The organism is Kitasatospora sp. NPDC127035 (assembly GCF_042726075.1).
Classification (GTDB): domain Bacteria; phylum Actinomycetota; class Actinomycetes; order Streptomycetales; family Streptomycetaceae; genus Kitasatospora.
Genome location: NZ_JBHXDN010000009.1, coordinates 36,480 through 57,596, shown reverse-complemented (window position 1 = coordinate 57,596; position 21,117 = coordinate 36,480). Strand labels below are relative to the sequence as shown.

Below are 21,117 nucleotides of genomic sequence, written 5' to 3'. Positions count from 1 at the left end.
CGCTCCTCGAATGGCACTGCCTGCCATCGCCCCCTACGAACTGCCCGGCCCCGCGGACCTCCCGCCCCGCAAGGTGCCGTGGCAGGTCGACCCGGCGCGGGCCGCCGTCCTCGTCCACGACCTGCAGAACTACTTCCTCGGCGCGTTCCCCGCCGAGGGCCCCCCGCTGGCCCCCGCCCTGGCCAACACGGCCCGGATCCTGGAGTGGGCCCGCACGCTGGGCATGCCGGTGATCTACTCCCACCAGCGCGGCGGCCAGACCCCCGAGGAGCGCGGCCTCCAGCTGGACTTCTGGGGCCCGGGGCTGCCGGCCGACGAGCAGGCGCAGGGCGTGCCGGCCGTCGTCGCGCCCGCCGGGCAGGACGTCATGCTGCTCAAGTGGAAGTACAGCGCGTTCGCCCGCACCGAGCTGGCCGGCCTGCTGGAGAAGTCCGGCCGCGACCAGCTGGTGATCGTCGGCGTCTACGCCCACATCGGCGTCATGATGACCGCCGCCGACGCGTGGAGCCGTGACGTCCAGGCCTTCGTGGTGGGCGACGCCGTCGCCGACTTCTCCGCCGAGAAGCACACCGAAGCCCTGCGCTGGGCCGCCGAGAAGTGCGCCGTCGTGCTGAGCACCGCCGACCTCCTGGAGGAGAAGTGACCACCACCGGCGAGCGGCTGCACACCGAGAAGGTGACACTGCGGTACGGCGACCGGGCGATCGCCACCGACCTGTCGGTGGCGGTGCCCGACAACTCGTTCACCGTGATCGTCGGCCCCAACGCGTGCGGCAAGTCCACCCTGCTGCGGGCGTTCGCCAGGCTGCTCAAGCCCGCCTCCGGGCGGGTGCTCCTGGACGGCGAGCAGATCGGGGCCCTGCCGGCCAAGGAACTGGCCCGCCGGCTCGGCCTGCTGCCGCAGAGCTCCACCGCGCCCGACGGCATCACCGTCGCCGACCTGGTGGCCCGCGGCCGCTACCCCCACCAGGGGCTGTTCCGGCAGTGGTCGAAGGAGGACGAGCGGATCGTCGCCGAGTCCATGGCGGCGACCAACGTGGACGCCCTCGCCGACCGCTTCGTCGACGAGCTCTCCGGCGGCCAGCGCCAGCGCGTCTGGCTCGCCATGGCCATCGCCCAGCAGACCCCGCTGCTGCTGCTCGACGAGCCGACCACGTTCCTGGACATCGCCCACCAGGTCGAGGTGCTCGACCTGTGCGCGCGCCTGCACCAGGAGCAGGGCCGCACCCTGGTCGCGGTCCTGCACGACCTCAACCAGGCCACCCGGTACGCCACGCACCTGATCGCCATGCGCGACGGCGCGGTGGTCGCCGAGGGCGTGCCCGCCGAGATCGTCACCGCCGAGCTGGTCGAGCAGGTCTTCGACCTGCCCTGCCAGATCATCGAGGACCCGCAGACCGGCACCCCGCTGGTCGTCCCGCTGGCCCCCGTACGCCGCGGTACGGCCCGGTGACAGCGACGCTGCGCCCGTCCGCGGTCCTGCGGGCGGTCCGCGCCGCGGGCACGGACGCGCCGGCGCTCTACGCGCTCTCCGTCCCGTTCATGCGCTCCGGAGCGCTGCGCGAGCGCACGCCGGACGCCTACCGGCGGCCCGGCGACACCTTCCTGATGGTCCGCGCCGAGGACGGGGCGGCGCCCGGCCGGCTCGACGCGTGCGTCGCGCTGCGCGCGCTGGCGCCCGAGGCCGGCCGGCCGTCGACCGGGCTGCTGCACAACCTCTGCGTGCGGACCGGCCGTCAGGGCGCGGGCCTCGGCTCGCTCCTGGTGACGGCCGTCCTCGCCGAGGCCCGCCGCCGGGGCCTGCGCGCCCTGGTGACCGCCACCACCGGCGGCGGCGAGCTGTTCCTGCGCCACGGCTTCCGGGAGATCACCGCAGCGGCGGCCCCCGCCGAGTGGGCGGCCGGCCTCGACCCGGCCCGCCACTCCCGGGTCTTCACCCGGGAGGTCTGAGCCCGGCACCCCCACGACGGCGGGCCAGGTGGACCACTCCACCGGGCCCGCCGCGTTTGTCCGGACCACCGCGGGCGAGGTCGCGAACGGCACACGATCAAGCTGCCGTTCTGGCATCGTGAGGATGATCTTCCCCCGGCCGAGCGGTACGTCCCCACGGCCCGCAAGGTGATCGACCACCACGAGGAGCTGCTCTGACCTCCCTCTTCACCGCCGAACCCGGCTTCGTCCCCGAGCCGCTCCTCGGCGGGACGAGGGCCGGATTTCCTGAGCGGTGTTGCATCCGGTCCGCACGGGCCTCAGCGCGCGGCGGCCACGGCGTCGGTGTACTGCTCCGTCGTCAGATCGTCCTCCGCGATCCCGAGACCGGCCAGCACCGTGCGGACCACTCGGAGGGCCGGCAGCAGGTCGTCGTCCGCCTTCGCGATGGTCTCCAGTTCGATGAAGGTGCCGTCGATCTCGGGTACTCGGACGAGGGTCGCGAGAAGCAGCCGCCCGTCGGCGGTGAACGAGTAGTTCCTGCACCGCTTCTCGAACGCGATACGCGGGACGAATCCGAGAGCACGAACGATCTCGTGGACGGCCTCCGCGTCCTCCACCCGCGTCTCGGCCTCGGGCTTCGAAGCGGACGCCTCATCCACGCGGGCACCCTTGTAGGTCAGGACGGTTCGGGTGTCGTCCGGGCTGTGCACGGTACGGATCCGCAGTTCCCGGTCCGCTCCCATGAGAGATCCGTCGGGTGCGTCGAAGTAGGTGTCGCGATAGACCTCCGCGCGCCCCGGCCCGTACCGGTCTTCGAGCAGCCGGAGAATCCCCTCGGGGTCCCGCACTACCGCCTTCAGTTCCGCCTCGATCGCCACCGTCAGCCCTCCGTCAGATCACGCGCTCGGCGTCGGCCACCATAGCGTCGAACAACCGGCGCCACCCTCGGTACAGCGGACCGTACGGAGTGGCCAGCACCTTGTAGGTTGCCGACTCGTGGCCCTCCCAATCCGCGTCGAACGCGCTGACGTAGAGCGTCTTGTCCAGCCGGATCACGCGCCAGACCGGCAAGGTCCGGTAGTGGTAGACCTCGACGTGGCCGACCTCCGAGAGCTCGCGAAGACGGGCCTCGGCGAGCCGGACGCCACCGGCCAGTGACTCGGGGGACTCTCCGATCTCGGCTGCCCTGCGGACGAGCGCCGGCGACTCCGGGTCCAGCAGGAGCACACGGAGACGGGGCGGCGTGTCGCCGTCGCGGTCGAGGTGCGGGCGGAGTAGCGAGTCCCGAAGGCCCAGAAGGCCCAGGCCGCGGACGGCAAGGACGTCGAGTTCACCGGCGGACCGGGCGGACCGCCGGATCTCCGCGGCGGCGGACGACTGGTCGGAGTAGACGCGGACGATCTCGGGGAATGCCGCGAGATCGAATGCCGCTCCGGGTGTCCGGCTCTCTCGGCGTGGGGCCAGGCCGAGCTGACGACGGGCGTCATCCGGCATGTTCAGACCATCCGCGATGCGCTCGAAGACGTCCAGACGGACGACCTCACGGCGGCCGTTGATGATCTCGTTGACCCGGGCCTGCGTCATACCGACCTGGACGGCGATGCGGGCCTGGCCGGCCCCACTGTGATGCTGCACGTACCGGAACAGACTTCCGATGTCGCGGTCGCGGAGTGCGGCGCTGATCCGGCCGGTCTGCCACGAGGCGTCGGGCAACGTGATCGGTACCAGCGCTGAGCCCATGGCGATCCCCTCATCGGGAGCTATCTCACCGTGAGATTACCCTCTGGGTATCGTCCTTGACCGCAAGTCACCGAGACGCTGTGAGAGTGGAAGACCCTCCGACGCCGAAGCCACCCCTGTCCGGAGCCCAACTTCAGGGCAGAGCCTGTATCCGCTGCAACCACGCCGGTGGCGAGCTCCTTCGAGCCGGCCACGTCTACACCCCGACCGGCCCCGATCTGGCTCCCCTGGGCTGGGCAGTCGTCGCGCACGCCTGCCCGTGTCCCGCTCCCGAGGAGACCCGGTGACCGCCGTCGCCGCACGGTCCGACGGACCCGCCGACATCGTCGTCCACCTCGACACCGAACGAGGAGGCCGCTACATCTCGGCGGAGTGCCTGCTCGGCGCCCACCACGGGTGCCCCGGTGGGATTCGGGACGAGGCCCGTGCAGTGGTACTGGTATGCCTCTGCGGTGACGCCGAATGCGTGTGCAGCCGTCATCTACCGGGAGGGAACCGGTGAGCGTCGGCGGTCGGAGTCCGGTCGCACCCGCGCGGGTCACGGGTTCCATCAGCGCCGGTCCGGACCCCCACGGGTGAACCGAGCCGCTACGGAGGCGGGCCCGGTGGATCGTCCACCGGGCCCGCCGTCGTTCACCGCGTGTTCTGCGCTCCCCGGTGGTCAGCCGCGCTTGGCGCGCCACTGGCCGAGGATCAGCCAGACCAGGTAGCAGCCGCCCACGACGCCGGTCAGGACGCCGACCGGGAGCTGGGTGGGCGCCAGCAGGCGCTGGGCCGCGAGGTCGCTGACGGCCAGGAGCAGGGCCCCGAGGAGGGTGGAGCCGAGCAGGTTGGGACCGGTGGCCCGGGTGAGGCGGCGGACGGCCTGCGGGGCGATCAGGGCGACGAACGGGATCGGGCCGGCGGCGGCGGTGGCCGCGGCGGTCAGACCGACGCCGATCAGCACGAGCCAGACCCGGGCGCCCTCGGTCCGGACGCCGAGCGAGGAGGCCGCGTCGTCGCCCATCTCCAGCATCCGCAGCGGGCGCCCGAGCAGGACGGCGGCGGGCAGCAGCAGGGCGAGCGCGACGGCCATCGGCCCGCAGTGCTCCCAGCCGCGCGCGTTGAGGCTGCCGGTGAGCCAGACCGCGGCGCTCTGGGCGTCGCTGAAGGAGGCCCGGGCGATCAGGTAGGCGTTGAGCGAGGAGAGCAGCGAGCTGACGCCGATGCCGACGAGGACCAGGCGGTAGCCCTGGGTGCCGCCGCGCCGGGCCAGCAGGTAGACCGCGACGGAGGTGAGCATGCCGCCCACCACGGCGCCGCCGGCGACGGTCGCGGCGCTGCCGCCGATCACCAGGATCACCGCGAGGGCGCCGGTGGCGGAGCCGACGGTGAAGCCGATGACGTCGGGGCTGCCGAGGGGGTTGCGGGCGAGCGTCTGGAAGAGGGCGCCCGCGAGGCCCAGCGCCGCGCCGACCAGCAGCGCGGTGAGCAGCCGGGGCAGCCGCACCTCCATCACGATGTAGCGGTCGGCACGCCGTCCGCCGCCGGTGAGCACGTCGACCACGTCGGAGACGGGCAGCGGGTAGTCACCGGCGGTCAGCGACCAGACGACCACGCCGCAGAGCGCGGCGAGGATCAGCAGGCCGACGACGGTGGCGCGGGCGTGCCAGCGCAGCGAGAGGCCGCCGGGCAGCCGGACGGCGTGGAGCGGGACGGCGGGCCGCCCGGCCCCCGGCGGCCGGGTGGTCCGGCTCTTCTCGGGCGCGGCGGTCTGCTCGACCGTGGTGGGGCTGTTCACAGTTGGGCGATCCTCCGGCCGCGTACCAGGGCGATGAAGAGCGGGGCCCCGATGAAGGCGGTGACGACGCCGACCTGGAGTTCGGCGGGGTGCAGGGCGAGCCGGCCGATGATGTCCGAGGCGAGCAGCAGCACCGGGGCGAGGACGGCCGACAGCAGCATGATCCAGCGCTGGTCCGGCCCGCAGATGTGGCGGGCGAGGTGCGGGACGGCGAGGCCGATGAAGGCGATCGGGCCGACCGCGGCGGTCGCGGCCCCGCACAGCAGGGTGATCGCGAGCAGGCTGAGCATGCGGGTGCGGGTGGGGTTGGCGCCGAGTGCGTGCCCGGCGTCGTCGCCGAGCGCCAGGGCGTTCAGCGGCCGGCCGAGGAAGAGGGCGAGCACCGCGCCGGCCGCGAGGAAGGGGACGACCTGGCCGAGCACCGTGGAGTCGACGCCCGCGAGGGTGCCGACCTGCCAGAACCGGAAGCGGTTGAGGGTGAGCGGGTCGAGCAGGATCAGGCCGTTGACGAAGGCGGTGAGCACCGCCGTGACGGCGGTGCCGGCGAGGGCGAGCCGGGCCGGGGTGGCCGAGGCGCGTCCTCCGCCGCCGAGGATCTGCACGACGAGGGCGGCGACCGCCGCCCCGGCGAGGGCGAACCAGACGAAGGAGCCGAAGGAGCGCAGGTCGAACAGGGCGGTGCCGGCGGCGACGGCGGCTGCGGCGCCGCCGTTGATGCCGAGCAGGCCGGGGTCGGCGAGCGGGTTGCGGGTGAGCGCCTGCATCATGGCCCCGGCGATGCCGAGGGCGGCGCCGACGGCGATGCCCAGCAGCGTCCGGGGGATGCGGGAGTGGTGGACCACGATCCAGTCCTCGGACGTGGGTTCGTGGTTCAGCAGGACGTGCAGGACCTGGCCGGGGGCCACCGGGCGGGCGCCGACGGCGATGCCGGCGAGGGCGAGGAGCGCGAGCAGCAGGAGCGCCCCGAACAGCCAGGCGGTGCGGCGCGCGGTGCCGGCCCGGCCGCGCGGCGCGGAGGCCGTTCGGCTCGGGGCCGGCTTGTCGAGTGTGTCGGTGCTCATGCGTGCGGCTGGTGGTCGTCCTCGTGGTGGTCGTGGTTGGCCACCCCGCGCTTCCAGTAGCCGTCCACGTCGACCTGGTTCTTGGTCAGGCCGCACTCGTTGCGCAGGTAGCGGCGGATCGGCTTGAGGGTGTTGGCCTCGCCGGCGACCCAGGCGAAGCCCATGCCCTCGGGCAGCCGGGCGGCGCGGATGGCCTGCTCCAGCAGGTCGGTGCTGCCGGACCGGGCGTCGCCGCGGTGCACCCAGGTGACGGTGGCGTCGGTGTCGGTGGCCAGGAGCTGCTCGTGCTCGGGGCCGGGGACCTCGGCGAAGGCGAGGACCTTGACGCCGGCGGGGAGCATCTCCAGCCAGCGGGCGAGCGCGGGGAGCGCGGTCTCGTCGGCGCCGAGGAGGTACCAGTCGTGGACGAAGGGGATCTCCTCCGAACCGCGGGGGCCGAACACGCCGAGCTTCATGCCGGGTTCGGCGGCGGCGGCCCAGCTGGAGCCGACGCCGGTCCCGTGCAGGACCATGTCGATGTCCAGCTCCTTGGCCTCGCGGCGGTAGGAGCGGATGGTGTAGTCGCGGGTCAGCGGCTCGGACATGCCCTCGGGGGCGTCCATCCAGGTGTCGTTCTCGACGATCGGCTCGACCGGGAGGTCGTCGCCCTCGAAGGCGAAGCAGAGCTTCACGTGGTCGGTGGGGGCCTGCTCGCAGAAGCCGTCGAGTGCGTCGCCGGCGAAGGTGACCCGCACGGTGCCCGGCGTGACCCGGACGACCTGCTTGACCTCCAGCAGGCGGTACTTGAGCGGATGGCGGACGATCCGCATGCGCGGCGGTGCCGTGTCGGTGTTCATCGGTCAGCCCATTCCGTCGAGGTGTCTGCAGGCCCGGACAGGCCCGTGCCGCCGTTCCGGGGGGAGCCGGGACGGCGGCACGGGGCGATCATTTGATTAGGTTAGCCTAACCTCGAACTCCGAGACCAGTCGGGGTACCGGATTCGACGCTCCCACCTGCCGTTTCGTCACCCGTCAGGCGACCGCCGTCCAACCGGACCACCCGGGGCAGTCGGGCGATGGTGGCCGGCCGGTGGGCGATCACCACCAGGGTGCAGTCGGAGCGCAGTTCGTCGAGCGCGTGCTCCAGGCGGGCGGCGGTCACCGGGTCGATGTCCGCGGTCGCCTCGTCGAGGACCAGGACCGCCGGGTCCGCCAGGACCGCCCGGACCACGCCCAGGATCTGGCGCTCGCCCGCCGAGAGGTTGCCGCCGCGCTGGCCCACCTCGGCGTCCAGGCCGCCGGGCAGGTCCTCCAGCCACTCCCGCAGGCCCAGTTCGTCCACGGTCCGCTCGATGCGCGCCCGGTCGGGCTCGCCCTGGACCAGGGCGAGGTTGTCGGCGATGGTGCCGGAGACCAGGCGGACCTCCTGCGGCACCAGGACGATCCGGCGGCGCAGCTGCTCCTCCGGGATGTCGGTGAGGTCGGTGCCGGCGAAGGTCACCGAGCCGCCGTCGGGCCGGTAGAGGCCGCAGAGCAGCTTGGAGAGCGTGGTCTTGCCGGAGCCGGTCTCGCCGACGACGCCGGTGCGGCTGCCCTGCGGGAAGTCCAGCGTCAGGCCATGGAGGTCCAGGCCCTCGGCGCGGTAGCCGAACTCGACGGCGGTGCAGCGCAGGTCGCCGCGGGTGGCCAGGCCCTCCGCCCGGGCGGGGCGGCGGTCCGGGGTGGTGGCGGCCAGCAGGTCCAGCAGCCGGGCGAGGCCGGTGCGGGCGGTCTGCACCTCGCCGACGAGCTGGGAGATGTCGGCGAAGGAGTCGAACAGGTTGCGGCTGGCGACGACGAAGACCACCACGGTGACGACGCTCGCGGTGTCCCGGGTGACCATCCAGCCGCCGACCATCAGCAGCACCACGAGGGCGACGCCCTCGATCAGGCTGACCAGGTCGATCCGGTTCTCCACCCGCAGGGCGCGGCGGGCGGCGTGCACCGCGTGCCGGTTCTCGCGGTCGAAGCGCTTCGTCCAGCCCGCCAGGCCGCGGGAGGTCTGGAGGGCCTCCCGGGCGGTCAGCGTCTCGGAGAAGGTGGCGGCGACCGTCGCCTCGGCGGTCGCCTTGCCGCCGAACGCGGAGGCGGCGTCGCGCTGGAACCAGCGGGTCACCAGCAGGGTCAGCGGCAGGAACACGGCGATCTGGACGAGCAGCAGCAGCCACGAGTAGCTCGCCAGCAGCACCAGGGTGAAGGCCAGGGTGGCCACCGAGGAGACCAGGTTGCGCAGGTGCATGCGGACGAACGCGGCGAGCGCGGCGACCTCGCCGGTGGCCCGGCGCAGGAGTTCCCCGCTGCGGTGGGTCTCCAGGAAGCGCAGGGGGGCGGTGGCCAGGTTCTCCACCGCCTGCTCGCGCAGGGTGCGGACGACGTCCTCGCCGCCCTTGATCAGCAGCAGTTCGCCGACCCGGGCCAGCACCAGCTGGGCGAGGCCGAGCCCGGCCAGCAGGGCGACGGCGAGGCCGAGGCCGCCGCGGTCGCGGTCGAGCAGGGCGCGGGCGGCCAGGCCGATGAGCGGGGCGACGGCGACCAGCGCGGCGGAGTCCGCCAGGCCGACGCCGAGGGCGATGCCGAGGCGGCCGCGGTGCGGGCGCAGGTAGGGCCAGGCGCGGCGGAGCACCGCGCGCTCGTCGGCCTCGTCCTTGAGCAGGGGCTGTTCAGCCACGAGCCACCTCCATGGCGTCCGGGGTGGTCACGGCGGCGGGGCCTTCCGGGGTGGCGCCGTCCTCGTCCGGGGCGCTGCCGCGCGGGGACTCCAGGGTCACGACGCGGTCGGCGGTGTCCAGGACGGCGGTGCGGTGGGTGGCGAACAGGACGGTGCGGTCCTGGCCGGCCCAGGTGCGCAGCCGGTCGAGGACGATCTTCTCGGTGGTGGTGTCCAGCGCCGACGTGGAGTCGTCCAGCAGCAGGACGGCGGGGTCGCCGAGCAGGGCGCGGGCGATGGCCAGGCGCTGGACCTGGCCGCCGGACAGGGCGGTGCCGCCCTCGCCGAGTTCGGTCTCGTAGCCGTCGGGCATGGCGGTCAGCTGGTCGTGGATGCCGGCGGTGCGGCACGCCTCGTGCAGGGTCTCCGGGTCGATGTCGCGGCCGAGCCGCAGGTTGTCGGCGACGGTGCCGGAGAGCAGCACCGGCCGCTGGGCGACGTAGGAGATGCGCTCGCGGACCTGGTCGAGGCGGGCCTCGCGCAGGTCGGTGCCGCCGTAGGCGACGGTGCCGCCGTCGGGGTCGTCGAGGCGGACGGCGAGGCGCAGCAGCGTGCTCTTGCCGGATCCGGTGGCCCCGGAGACGGCGACGAACTCGCCGTGCCGGACGGTGAGGTCGACCGGCCCGAGGACGGTGCGGCCGTCCCGGACGGCGGTGGCGCCGGTGAACGCCAGGGTGCCGTGCTCCGGCAGGTCGAGGGCCTTCCCTGCGGGCGGCTCGGCGACGACGGGGCGGATGGAGAGGGCCTCGTCGATGCGGGCGGCGGCGACGTCGGCCTGGCCGCGCTCCAGGAGGCGGTCGACCAGGACGCGGGTGGCGAGGGTGACGATGGCCATCCAACTGGTGAAGGCGGTGAGTCCGCCGATGGTCAGCCGGCCGTCGAGGACGGCGAGTCCGCCGAAGCCGACGCCGGCGGCGACGGCGAGGCGGGGGACGAACGGCCCGACGGCGGCCCAGCTGGCCTCGATGCGGGCGGCGATGACCGTCCGTTCGGTGACCTCGGCGCTGGCGCCGTGGTGCCGGTGGACCAGCGGGCGGTGGCCGCCGGTGCCGCGCAGGCCGGTGCCGATCTGGAGCAGGTCGGCGACGGCGTCGGCGCGGTCGCCGTGGGCCTTGGCGAGCTCGCCGCTGGCCGCGGCGAAGCGGCGCGGGAAGTGCAGGTTGACCCAGACCAGGAAGGGCAGGGTGCCGAGGGTGACCAGCAGCAGGCTGAGGTCGAGCGCCGCGATGAGGGGCAGCACGGTGAGGAAGGTGACACCGAGGACGACCCAGACGGCCAGGCCGTGCACCCACTCGCGGACGAGGTCGGTGTCGCGGGTGGCGCGCATGGCGAGGTCGCCGTGGCCGCGCGAGGCGAGGGCGGCCCGGTCCAGGCCGGAGAGGTGGTGCAGGAGGCGGGCGCGCAGGTCGGCGCCGACCTTGGCGTCGGCGTAGCCGGCCCAGTACTGCCAGCCGTAGAGGCCGGCGAACTGGACGAGGGCGGCGAGCGCGGTGGCGCCGGCCCAGCTCATCAGGGCGCCGCTGTCGTGCTTCTCCAGGCCCTCGTCGAGCGCCTTCTGGACGCACCAGGGCACGGCGAGCAGGGCGAGCTGGCGGATCGCCGCGGCGGTCATGGCGGCGGCCACCGTGACCCGGTGGGGCTTCAGGGAGCCCCGGAGCAGGGCCCGGGCCCGGCGGCGGCGTTCGGCCGAGAGGGCACCGGGCTCCAGTTCCTCGTCGGCGAGTTGCTCGGCGGTCAGGCCGTCGGACGGGCCGGCGGCGGGTTCTGGCTGATGGGTGCTCACGCGATGGCCATCCGTCGGGTGTCTGCGGGGGGAACGGGACGGGAGGGGACGGCACGCGGCCGTCCCCTCCCGGGGCGGTCAGGAGGCCGCGGCCTCGGTCCGGGCTATCAGGCTCGCCGGACGCAGGTCCGTCCAGTTGGCGTCGATGTACTCGGTGCACGCCTGGCGGGTGTCCTCGCCGTGGACGGTGGTCCAGCCGGCCGGGACCTCGGCGAACGCGGGCCACAGGGAGTGCTGGTTCTCCTCGTTGACGAGCACGAGGTAGCGGGCGTCGTCGTCCTCGAAGGGGTTGGTGGCGCTCATCTGGTTCTCCTAGTGAGTCGTGGGAAGGGGAGGGGGCGGTCAGCCGGAGCAGGCGGTACCGTCACCCGGTTCCGCTCCGAGGGCGTCGTGGACCAGCCGGTCCACCAGGAAGTCGGCCAGGGCCGCGACGGTCGGCCTGGCGAGCAGGTCGGCCAGACCGATGTGACCCTCGAACTCGGCACGCAGCCGCTGGAGCAGCGACATCGCGAGCAGAGAGTGGCCGCCGAGGTCGAAGAAGTTCTCGTCGATGCCGAGCGCGGGCATGCCGAGCACCTGTGCGAACGCCGTGTGCACCGCCTTCTCGCTCGGGTACCGGGGTTCGCGCTGCGATCCCGACGACGTGTAGTCCTCGGCACCGGGCTCCGGCAGGGCCTTGCGGTCGAGCTTGCCGTTGACGGTCAGCGGCAGCGCGTCGAGGACGACGAACGCCGACGGCACCATGTACTCGGGCAGCCGGGACGCCAGCATACGCCGGATCTCGGTGGCCTCGATAAGGGTACCCTCACCTGGCACCAGGTAGGCAGCGAGGCGCTTCACACCGGGGGTGTCCTCACGGACCACCACCGCCGCCTGGGCGACGTCCTCGTGGGCCGCGAGGGCGTCCTCGATCTCACCGGGCTCGACCCGGTAGCCGCGGATCTTCACCTGGTCGTCCGCCCGGCCCAGGAAGTCCAGCAGGCCGTCGGCCCGCCAGCGCACCACATCACCGGTGCGGTACATCCGCCCGCCCGGCTCGCCGAACGGGTCCGCGACGAACCGCTCCGCCGTCAGACCGGGGCGCTTCAGGTAACCGCGGGCCAGGCCCACGCCGGAGACGTACAGCTCACCCGGCACACCGACCGGGACGGGCCGCAGGTGGCCGTCCAGGACGTGCGCGACGGTGTTCCAGATCGGCCGGCCCACCGTGGCGCTGGCGGAGTCGAGCGTGCCGCCGCCCAGGGTGTTGATGGTGTACTCGGTCGGACCGTACAGGTTGTAGCCCATCACGCCGGGGGTGTCGCGCAGCTTCGACCAGAGGGTCTCGGCCACCGCCTCGCCGCCCAGCAGGACCAGCACCGGGCGGTGCCGGCCCTCGTCCAGGAGTCCCCGGTCCACGAGCGCCTGGGCGTACGACGGCGTCACGTTGATGACGTCCACCGCGTGCTCGGCGCAGTAGGCCGCGAGGGCCTCGGCGTCGCGGCGCAGGGCCTCGTCCAGGACGTGCACCTCGTGGCCCTCGACCAGCCAGAGCAGTTCCTCCCACGACATGTCGAAGGAGAACGACACCGTGTGGGCGATCCGCAGGCGCCGGCCGCCGGCCGAGGCCACCACCGGGTCGAAGATCTCCTGCCGGTGGTTCAACTGCATGTTGGTCAGACCCCGGTACGGCGTCACGACACCCTTCGGACGCCCGGTGGAACCCGAAGTGAAGATCACGTACGCGGCGGAGTCCATGTCGACGGTGAGGCCGAGCGGGGTCGCCGGAAGGGCGGCGAGCTCGGCCTCGGTCTCCGGGGAGTCCAGCAGCAGGCGCTCGACGCCGGGAGCCTCGGGCATCCGGTCCACGGCGGCGGAGCTGGTCACCAGGCAGACCGGGGCGGTGTCCTCGACCATGAAGGCCAGCCGGTCCACCGGGTAGTCCAGCTCCAGCGGCAGGTACGCCGCACCGCTGCGCAGCACCGCGAACAGCGACGCCACCATCTCCAGCGAACGCGGCAGACCCAGCGCCACCACCTGCTCCGGACCGGCACCCCGCGCCACGAACAACCGCGCCAGCCGGTTCACCCGCGCATCCAGCTCCGCGTACGTCCACGAGGACGCACCGAACACCAGCGCCACCTCGTCCGGCACCGACACCGCACGCTCCGCCAGCAGATCCGCCACCGAAGCCGACGGCAACTCACGACCCGTCGCCGCCCACTCCCCCAGCAACCCCCGCTCACCCGACGTCAGCACGTCCAGCGCGCCGATGCGGCGGTGCGGGTCGGCCGCGACCTGCTCCAGGACGGCGAGCAGGCGCTCGACCAGTCCCTCGGCGGTGGCCCGCTCGTAGAGGTCGGTGGCGTACTCGAAGGCGATGTCGATCTCCTCGGTCGAGGAGGTCTCCTCGAAGTTGAAGTCGAGTTCGAACTTCGCGGCGCCCAGCTCGAACGGCAGGATGCGGCTCTCCAGGCCGAGCAGCCGGCCGCCCTGGCCGTCGTTGTGCTGGTAGCCGAGCATCACCTGGAAGAGCGGGTGACGGCCGGGCACGCGCGGCGGGTTGACCGCCTCGACCAGCCGGTCGAAGGGCAGGTCCTGGTGGGCGAAGGCGGCCAGGTCGGTGTCCCGGGTGCGGCCCAGCAGGTCCGCGAAGGTCGGGTCGCCGGAAAGGTCGTTGCGCAGGACCAGGGTGTTGACGAAGAACCCGACCAGGGCGTCGAGCCCGGCGTCGGAGCGGCCCGCGACCGGGGCGCCGAGCGGGATGTCGGTGCCGGCGCCGAGACGGTGCAGCAGGGTCGCCACGGCGGCCTGGAGCACCATGAAGGTGGTGGTGCCGGTCGCCCGGGCGGCCTCCCGGAGCCCGCGGTAGACGGCGGGCGGCACCTGGGCGTACACGGTGTCGCCGCGGTAGCCGGCCACCGGCACGCGCGGGTGGTCGGTCGGCAGCGGCAGTTCCTCGGGCAGCCCGGCGAGCGCCTCGCGCCAGTAGGCGACCTGGCGGCTGTGCTGGCTCTGCGGGTCGTCGGCGGCGCCGAGCAGCTCCTGCTGCCAGAGGGTGTAGTCGGCGTACTGGACCGGCAGCGGCGACCAGGCCGGGGAGGTCCCGGCGACGTGCGCCGTGTACGCGGCCGTCAGGTCGTCGATGAAGGGGAGCATCGACCACTCGTCGCCCGCGATGTGGTGGAAGAGCAGGACCACGGCGTGGTCACCGGGGGCGATCTCCAGCAGGGTGACGCGCAGCGGCGCCTCCGCCGAGAGGTCGAAGCCGTGGCGGACGGCGGCCTCGACGTCGGCGGCCAGGGTCTGCTCGCCGGAGCGCACGACGTGGACGGCGTCCGCGAGGGCGGGGGCGTCCAGGACGTGCTGGTAGACGGAGCCGTCGCGCTCGGTGAAGACGGTGCGCAGGCTCTCGTGGCGCTCGGTCACCGAGCGGACGGCGGCGCGCAGGGCGTCGGCGTCGAGGGCGCCGGTGACCCGGACGACCAGCGGCACGTTGTAGGTCGCGCCGGAGCCGTCGAGGTTCTGCAGGAACCACATCCGGCGCTGGGCGTGCGAGAGCGGCAGGTCCTGCGGCCGCTCGCGGCGGCCGAGGGCCGGGCGCTGCTCGCCGTCGCCGCCGGCCCGGTGGGCCAGACCCGCCGGGGTGGGCGCCTCGAAGAGGTCGCGGACCGTCAGCCGGCCGCCCAGCAGGGTGCGGATCCGGGTGACCAGGCGGGTGGCGAGCAGCGAGTGGCCGCCGAGGTCGAAGAAGTGGTCCTCGGGACCGACCTCGTTGAGGCCGAGCACCTCGCCGAAGGCGCCGCAGAGGATCTCCTCGCGGGCGTCGCGGGGGGCGCGGCCGGCGGAGGTGGTGTCGGGGACGGGCAGGGCGTTGCGGTCGAGCTTGCCGTTGACGGTCAGCGGCAGCGCGTCGAGGACGACGAACGCCGAGGGGACCATGTACTCGGGCAGGCGCTGGGCGAGGCCGTTGCGCACCTCGGCGACGTCGACGCCGGCGCCGGCCGGCACGAGGTAGGCGGCGAGGCGCTTGACGCCGGGGGTGTCCTCACGGACCACCACGGCCGCCTGGGCGACGTCCTCGTGGGCCGCGAGGGCGTCCTCGATCTCACCGGGCTCGACCCGGTAGCCGCGGATCTTCACCTGGTCGTCCGCCCGGCCCAGGAAGTCCAGCAGGCCGTCGGCCCGCCAGCGCACCACATCACCGGTGCGGTACATCCGCCCGCCCGGCTCGCCGAACGGGTCCGCGACGAACCGCTCCGCCGTCAGACCGGGGCGCTTCAGGTAACCGCGGGCCAGGCCCACGCCGGAGACGTACAGCTCACCCGGCACACCGACCGGGACGGGCCGCAGGTGGCCGTCCAGGACGTGCGCGACGGTGTTCCAGATCGGCCGGCCCACCGTGGCGGTCGCGGAGTCGAGCGTGCCGCCGCCCAGGGTGTTGATGGTGTACTCGGTCGGGCCGTACAGGTTGTAGCCGAGGACGCCGGGGGTGTCGCGCAGCTTCGACCAGAGGGTCTCGGCCACCGCCTCGCCGCCGAGCAGGACCAGCACCGGGCGGTGCCGGCCCTCGTCCAGCAGGCCGCACTCCACCAGGGCCTGGGCGTAGGAGGGGGTGACGTTGATGACGTCGACGGCCTGCTCGGCGCAGTAGTCGGCCAGGCGCTGGGTGTCGCGGCGCAGGGCCTCGTCCAGGACGTGCACCTCGTGGCCCTCGACCAGCCAGAGCAGCTCCTCCCACGACATGTCGAAGGAGAACGACACCGTGTGGGCGATCCGCAGGCGCCGGCCGCCGGCCGAGGCCACCACCGGGTCGAAGATCTCCTGCCGGTGGTTCAACTGCATGTTGGTCAGACCCCGGTACGGCGTCACGACACCCTTCGGACGCCCGGTGGAACCCGAGGTGAAGATCACGTACGCGGCCGCGTCCGGGTCGTAGGGCGCCCGGTACGGCTCGGCGGAGAGGCCGGCCAGCTCGGCGCGGACGTCCTCGGCGTCGAGCAGCACGGTGTTGTCGTGGGCCGGCATCAGGGCGGCGGCGGCGGAGTCGGTGATCAGGCAGGCCGGGGCGGTGTCCTCGACCATGAAGGCCAGGCGCTCGACCGGGTAGTCCAGCTCCAGCGGCAGGTACGCCGCACCGCTGCGCAGCACCGCGAACAGCGACGCCACCATCTCCAGCGAACGCGGCAGACCCAGCGCCACCACCTGCTCCGGACCGGCACCCCGCGCCACGAACAACCGCGCCAGCCGGTTCACCCGCGCATCCAGCTCCGCGTACGTCCACGAGGACGCACCGAACACCAGCGCCACCTCGTCCGGCACCGACACCGCACGCTCCGCCAGCAGATCCGCCACCGAAGCCGACGGCAACTCACGACCCGTCGCCGCCCACTCCCCCAACAGCCCCCGCTCACCCGACGTCAGCACGTCCAGCGCGCGGACCGGGCGGTCCGGGTGGTCGACGATCTGGTGGAGCAGGGCGACCAGGCGCTCGGCGTGCGCCTCGACGGTGGCGCGCTCGAAGACGTCCGGGCGGAACTTCCACTCGAAGGAGAGGGCCTCTCCCGGGTTGGTGATGAAGATCAGCGGGAAGTGCGTGGCGTCGACGTCGACGACGTCCTGCACGCCGAGGCTCTCCCGGATGCGGTCCCGGACGCCCTGGTCGGCGGGCGTGTTGCGGAGCACCTGGAGGGTGTCGAAGAGCCGGCCGAAGCCGGTGCCGCGCTGGATCTCGCCGAGCCCGATCTGGTGGTGCGCCAGCAGGGTGGTCTGCTCCGCCTGGAGGCGGGCGAGGAAGCCGGCGACGCTCTCGGCGCCGTCCAGCCGGGCCCGGACCGGCACCGTGTTGAGGAACATGCCGATGGTGGCGTCGATGCCGGCCAGTTCGGCCGGGCGACCGGAGACGGTCGCCCCGAACACCACGTCCTCGCGGGCGGTCAGGCCGGACAGCAGCAGGCCCCAGGCGCCGGAGAGCACGGTGTTGAGGGTCAGGCCGCGCTCGCGGGCGAAGGCCGCGATCCGGGCGGTCAGCTCGGCGGATATCCCCGCGGTGACCTCCTGCGGGAGCAGCGCGGCCCGCTCGCGGGCCTGCGGCGCCAGCAGCGTGGGCTCGGCGAGGTCCGCCAGGGCCTCGCGCCAGGCCGTCCGGCCCTGCTCGGCGTCCTGGGCGGCCAGCCAGCGCAGGAAGTCCCGGTAGGGCAGGCCAAGCTCGGGGGCGCTCTCGCCCGCGCAGCCGATCAGCAGTTCCTGGAGGAACAGGCCGGCCGACCAGCCGTCCCAGAGCAGGGCGTGGTTGGTGATCAGGATGCGCTGGCCGCCGCCCGGGGCGAGCACCGACACCAGGCGCAGCAGCGGCGGGGCCGCCAGGTCGAACCGGGTGGCGGCCTCGCGCTCGGTCAGCCGGCCGAGCTCGGCCTCGAACTCGGCCGGGGTCAGGGCGGAGAGGTCGGTCTCGGTGAGCGGCACGTCGACGACGCGCGGCACGAACTGCACCGGGCGTCCGGGCGCGTCCTGCAGGAAGCCGGCCCGCAGGTTGGGGTGGCGCTCCAGCACGGCGGCGACCGCGGACCGCAGCACCTCCAGCGGCACCCGGCGGGTCAGCGTGACGAGGTCGCGGGAGGTGTAGACGTCCAGGGCCTGGTCGTCGTAGCCGGCCTCGAAGAGCAGGCCCTCCTGGAGCGGGGAGACCGGCCAGATCTCCTCGATCTCCAGCTTGGGCGCGACGGCGCGGACGGCGGCGAGCTCGGCCTCGGTGGAGGCCGGCAGCTCGGGCAGCGCGGGGGCCTCGGCGGCGGCGCCGCGCGCGTCGGCCAGGGCGGCCAGCGCGGCGGGGGTGCGGCCCTCGAAGACGTCGCGGGGGCTGAGCGAGAGGCCCTCGGCGCGGGCGGCGCCGATCAGGCGGATCGAGGAGATGGAGTCGCCGCCGAGGCGGAAGAAGTCGTCCTCGGCGCCGGTCGCGGGCAGGCCCAGGACCTCGGCGTACAGCTCGCAGAGGAGTTGCTCGGTCTCGGTCTCGGCGGCCCGGCCGGCGGACCCGCCGGTGTAGTCGAGGGCGTCGTCGGGCAGGGCCTTGCGGTCGAGCTTGCCGTTGACGGTCAGCGGCAGCGCGTCCAGGACGGCGAACGCCGAGGGGACCATGTACTCGGGCAGGCGGGCCGAGACGGCCTCGTGCAGGGCGGTGGTGTCCAGGCTCGCGCCCGCGGCGGGCACCACGTAGGCGACCACGCGGTCGACGGCGCCGGAGCGCACCAGCACCGCGCTGTGGGCGACGCCGGGCTGCTCGGCGAGCACGGCCTCGATCTCGCCGAGCTCGATCCGGTAGCCGCGGATCTTGATCTGGTCGTCCACCCGGCCCAGGTAGTCGAGGGTGCCGTCGGGGCGGCGGCGCACCAGGTCGCCGGTGCGGTACATCCGGGTGCCGGGCGCACCGTACGGGTCGGCGAGGAAGCGCTCGGCGGTCGGGCCGGGGCGGTCCAGGTAGCCGCGGGCCAGCTGGACGCCGGCCAGGTACAGCTCGCCGGGGGAACCGGCCGGGACGTGCCGCAGCAGCGCGTCCAGCACGTAGGCGCGACCGCCGGCCAGCGGGCGCCCGACGCTCGGGGTGTCGCTGTCGGCGAGGTCGGCGAGGAGCGCGTCGACGGTGAACTCGGTGGGGCCGTAGTAGTTGAGGGCGCGCAGGCCGGGGGTGGCGCGCAGCCGGCTCCACAGCGGCTGCGGCAGGGCCTCGCCGCCGAGCAGGAGCACGGAGGGGCGGTGGCCGCCGTCGAGCAGGCCGCAGTCCAGCAGCTGCTGGGCGTGGGTGGGCGTCAGGTCGAGGACGTCGATCCGCTGCTCGCGGGCGTAGCCGACCACGGTCTCCGCGTCGCGGCGCTCGGCGTCGCCGAGGACGTGCAGCTCGTGGCCGCCGAGCAGCCAGAGCAGCTGGTCCCAGGAGGAGTCGAAGGAGAAGGAGGCGACGCTCAGGGCGCGCAGCCGCCGGCCGTCGGCGGCCTCGGCGAAGGCGCCGGTCAGGTGGTCGTGGGCGAGGTTGGCGAGCGCGGCGTGCGGGACGACGACGCCCTTGGGGCGGCCGGTGGAGCCGGAGGTGTGGATGACGTACGCGGCCTGGGCGGGGTCGACGGGCCCGCCGCGCTCGGCGTCGCCGAGCGGGCCGCCGGGCAGCGCGGCCAGGGCGTCGGCGACGGCCGGGTCGTCCAGCAGCAGGGTGGCGGTGCCGGGTGCCACGGGCAGCCGGCCGGCCACCTCGCGGGTGGTCAGGACCACGGCCGGACGCACGTCGTCGAGGAGCACGGCGAGGCGCTCGTCCGGGTGGTCCAGGTCGAGCGGCAGGTAGGCGCCGCCGGCCCGGAGCACGGCCAGGATGGCGACGACGGAGTCGGCGGAGCGCGGCAGGGCGAGCGCGGCGACCCGCTCGGCGCCGAGGCCGCGGCCGATCAGCAGCCGGGCCAGCCGGTCGGCCCGCTCGGACAGTTCGGCGAAGGTCAGGGTGGCGGTGCCGCCCGACAGGGCCAGGCCCACCAGGGCCACGGTGTCGGGGGTGCGCCCGGCGAGGGCGGTGAGCAGCTCGGTGACCGGGGCGGCGTCCGCGTCGGCCGGACGGCCGGCCACGGTGGCGTCCAGGGCGGCGTGCTCGGCGTCGTCCAGCAGGTCGAGCCGGGCGAGCGGGAGGTCGGGGTCGTCGGCGAAGGCGGTCAGCAGCGCGAGGAAGCGGTCGGTGAGCCTCTCGGCCCGGGCCTGCTCGAACAGGTCGGGCCGGTACTCCAGCTCGACGCGCAGCTCGGCGCCGGGCAGCACGGTGACGCCGAGCGGGTAGTGCGTGGCGTCGCGGGCCCCGAGGGCGGTGATGGCGAGACCGTCCGTACCGCCCAGGTTCTCGCGCAGCGCGTCACCGCCGCCCTGGTAGTTCTCCACCACGAGCAGGGTGTCGAAGAGGTCGCCCTCGACCGCGCTGCGGCGCTGGATCGCGCCCAGGCCCAGGTGCTGGTGGGCCAGCAGCTCGGCCTGCTCGCGCTGCACCGCGGCGGCGGCGCCGGCCAGGGTCGCGCCGGGGTCGAGCCGGACGCGCACCGGCACGGTGTTGATGAACAGGCCGACCATCGACTCGGCGCCCGGCAGGTCGTCGGGGCGGCCGGAGACGGTGGTGCCGAACACGACGTCGGTGGTCCCGGTGAGGGAGCCGACCAGGACGCCCCACAGGGTGTGGGCGACGTTGCCGAGGGTCAGGCCGCGCCCGCGGGCCGCGGCGGCGATCCGCCCCGACAGCTCGGCGTCGGCGTGGCGGGTGACCAGGCCCGGCTCCACGGCGGTGGCCGCGACGGCGCCGGGCGCCACCGGGTGGGCCTGCTCGAAACCGGCCAGCGCCGTGCTCCAGGCGGCCTCGGCGGCGGCGGTGTCCCGGGTGGCCAGCAGCGCCAGGTGGTCCTTGTAGGGGCGGACGGCCGGCAGCACCGAGAGGTCACCGGCGGAGCCGTACAGGGCGAGCAGCTCGCGGAAGACGATCGGCATGGACCAGCCGTCGAGCAGCAGGTGGTGGCAGGTCAGCACGAGCCGGGAGCGGCCGTCGCCCAGGCGCAGCAGGGCGAGGCGCAGCAGCGGCGGCGTGTCCAGGTCGAAGCGGCGGTGCCAGTCCTCGTCCATGGCCGCGAGGACGGCCGTCTCCTGGGCCCCGCCGTCGAGCGCGGTCAGGTCGACCTCGCGCAGCGGGGTGTCCACGGTGCGCTGGACGAACTGGACCACGGCCTCCGGGTCCTCGTACCAGAAGCCGGCCCGCAGGTTGGCGTGGCGGGTGAGCAGGGCGTCCAGGGCGGCGGCCAGGCGGGGCGTGGCGAGCGGGCCCGCGAGGTCCAGGTGGGACTGGACGACGTAGACGTCACGGGCCTGGTCGTCGTACAGGGAGTGGAAGAGCAGGCCCTCCTGGAGCGAGGACAGCGGGTAGACGTCCTCCAGGTCCGATTCGGCCGCGCCCTCGGCCTGGGGGTCGTCGATCGGTGCGGTGGAGTCGTTCATCACGGTCTTCTCGGTCCTGGTGGTGGGGAGGTGGTGGTCGGTCGGGTCGGGGAGGGGCGTCCGGGGCGGATCCGGCCGGAGCCCGGGCCGCGGGGGCCCGGGCTCCGGGGGCGG

The 21,117-nt window shown here is 74.2% G+C and carries 12 protein-coding genes; 3 read left to right on the top strand and 9 right to left on the bottom strand.

Annotation, left to right across the window (positions count from 1 at the left end; genetic code table 11):
* Positions 1–10 precede the first annotated feature (10 nt).
* The 3 genes from ACFWIC_RS08105 to ACFWIC_RS08095 are packed head-to-tail and all read left to right on the top strand — an operon-like array spanning position 11 to position 1,949.
* Complete coding sequence (locus ACFWIC_RS08105; RefSeq protein WP_329882480.1) at positions 11–643, top strand: isochorismatase family protein; 633 nt, start codon at positions 11–13, stop codon at positions 641–643.
* Positions 640–1,452, top strand: coding sequence for an ABC transporter ATP-binding protein (locus ACFWIC_RS08100; RefSeq protein ID WP_329950788.1), 813 nt, complete (start codon positions 640–642; stop codon positions 1,450–1,452). The genes ACFWIC_RS08105 and ACFWIC_RS08100 overlap by 4 nt, the downstream gene beginning before the upstream one ends.
* Positions 1,449–1,949, top strand: coding sequence for a GNAT family N-acetyltransferase (locus ACFWIC_RS08095; protein WP_329950789.1), 501 nt, complete (start codon positions 1,449–1,451; stop codon positions 1,947–1,949). Before ACFWIC_RS08100 ends, ACFWIC_RS08095 begins: the two co-directional genes overlap by 4 nt.
* 299 nt (positions 1,950–2,248) lie before the next feature.
* Here the strand turns inward: ACFWIC_RS08095 and cyaB are convergent, their stop codons facing one another.
* The 9 genes from cyaB to ACFWIC_RS08050 form a co-directional block, all read right to left on the bottom strand.
* The gene (gene cyaB, locus ACFWIC_RS08090; protein ID WP_329950790.1) at positions 2,249–2,809 is read right to left on the bottom strand and encodes a class IV adenylate cyclase; all 561 of its coding nucleotides are present in this window, start codon (positions 2,807–2,809) and stop codon (positions 2,249–2,251) included.
* A 13-nt stretch (positions 2,810–2,822) separates the two neighbouring features.
* Positions 2,823–3,671 carry a helix-turn-helix domain-containing protein gene (locus ACFWIC_RS08085; protein ID WP_380360374.1) on the bottom strand — a complete coding sequence of 283 codons (849 nt, stop codon included), beginning with the start codon at positions 3,669–3,671 and terminating at the stop codon, positions 2,823–2,825.
* A gap of 661 nt (positions 3,672–4,332) precedes the next feature.
* Positions 4,333–5,451, bottom strand: a complete 1,119-nt coding sequence (locus ACFWIC_RS08080; RefSeq protein WP_329882484.1) for an iron chelate uptake ABC transporter family permease subunit — start codon at positions 5,449–5,451, stop codon at positions 4,333–4,335.
* The gene (locus ACFWIC_RS08075; protein ID WP_355402571.1) at positions 5,448–6,512 is read right to left on the bottom strand and encodes an iron chelate uptake ABC transporter family permease subunit; all 1,065 of its coding nucleotides are present in this window, start codon (positions 6,510–6,512) and stop codon (positions 5,448–5,450) included. Before ACFWIC_RS08075 ends, ACFWIC_RS08080 begins: the two co-directional genes overlap by 4 nt.
* Entirely contained in the window at positions 6,509–7,348 is an 840-nt protein-coding gene (locus ACFWIC_RS08070) for a siderophore-interacting protein (RefSeq protein ID WP_380516865.1), read from the bottom strand. The genes ACFWIC_RS08075 and ACFWIC_RS08070 overlap by 4 nt, the downstream gene beginning before the upstream one ends.
* 106 nt (positions 7,349–7,454) lie before the next feature.
* Positions 7,455–9,197 (bottom strand): ABC transporter ATP-binding protein, encoded by a 1,743-nt coding sequence (locus ACFWIC_RS08065; RefSeq protein ID WP_329882488.1) that lies wholly within the window; start codon positions 9,195–9,197, stop codon positions 7,455–7,457.
* On the bottom strand, positions 9,190–11,019 hold the full coding sequence (locus tag ACFWIC_RS08060) for an ABC transporter ATP-binding protein (RefSeq protein WP_380516861.1): 1,830 nt from the start codon (positions 11,017–11,019) through the stop codon (positions 9,190–9,192). Before ACFWIC_RS08060 ends, ACFWIC_RS08065 begins: the two co-directional genes overlap by 8 nt.
* Positions 11,020–11,097: 78 nt before the next feature.
* Positions 11,098–11,322 (bottom strand): MbtH family protein, encoded by a 225-nt coding sequence (locus tag ACFWIC_RS08055; RefSeq protein WP_329882490.1) that lies wholly within the window; start codon positions 11,320–11,322, stop codon positions 11,098–11,100.
* A 39-nt stretch (positions 11,323–11,361) separates the two neighbouring features.
* Positions 11,362–21,003 carry an amino acid adenylation domain-containing protein gene (locus tag ACFWIC_RS08050; RefSeq protein ID WP_380516858.1) on the bottom strand — a complete coding sequence of 3,214 codons (9,642 nt, stop codon included), beginning with the start codon at positions 21,001–21,003 and terminating at the stop codon, positions 11,362–11,364.
* Between the last annotated feature and the right edge of the window lie 114 nt (positions 21,004–21,117).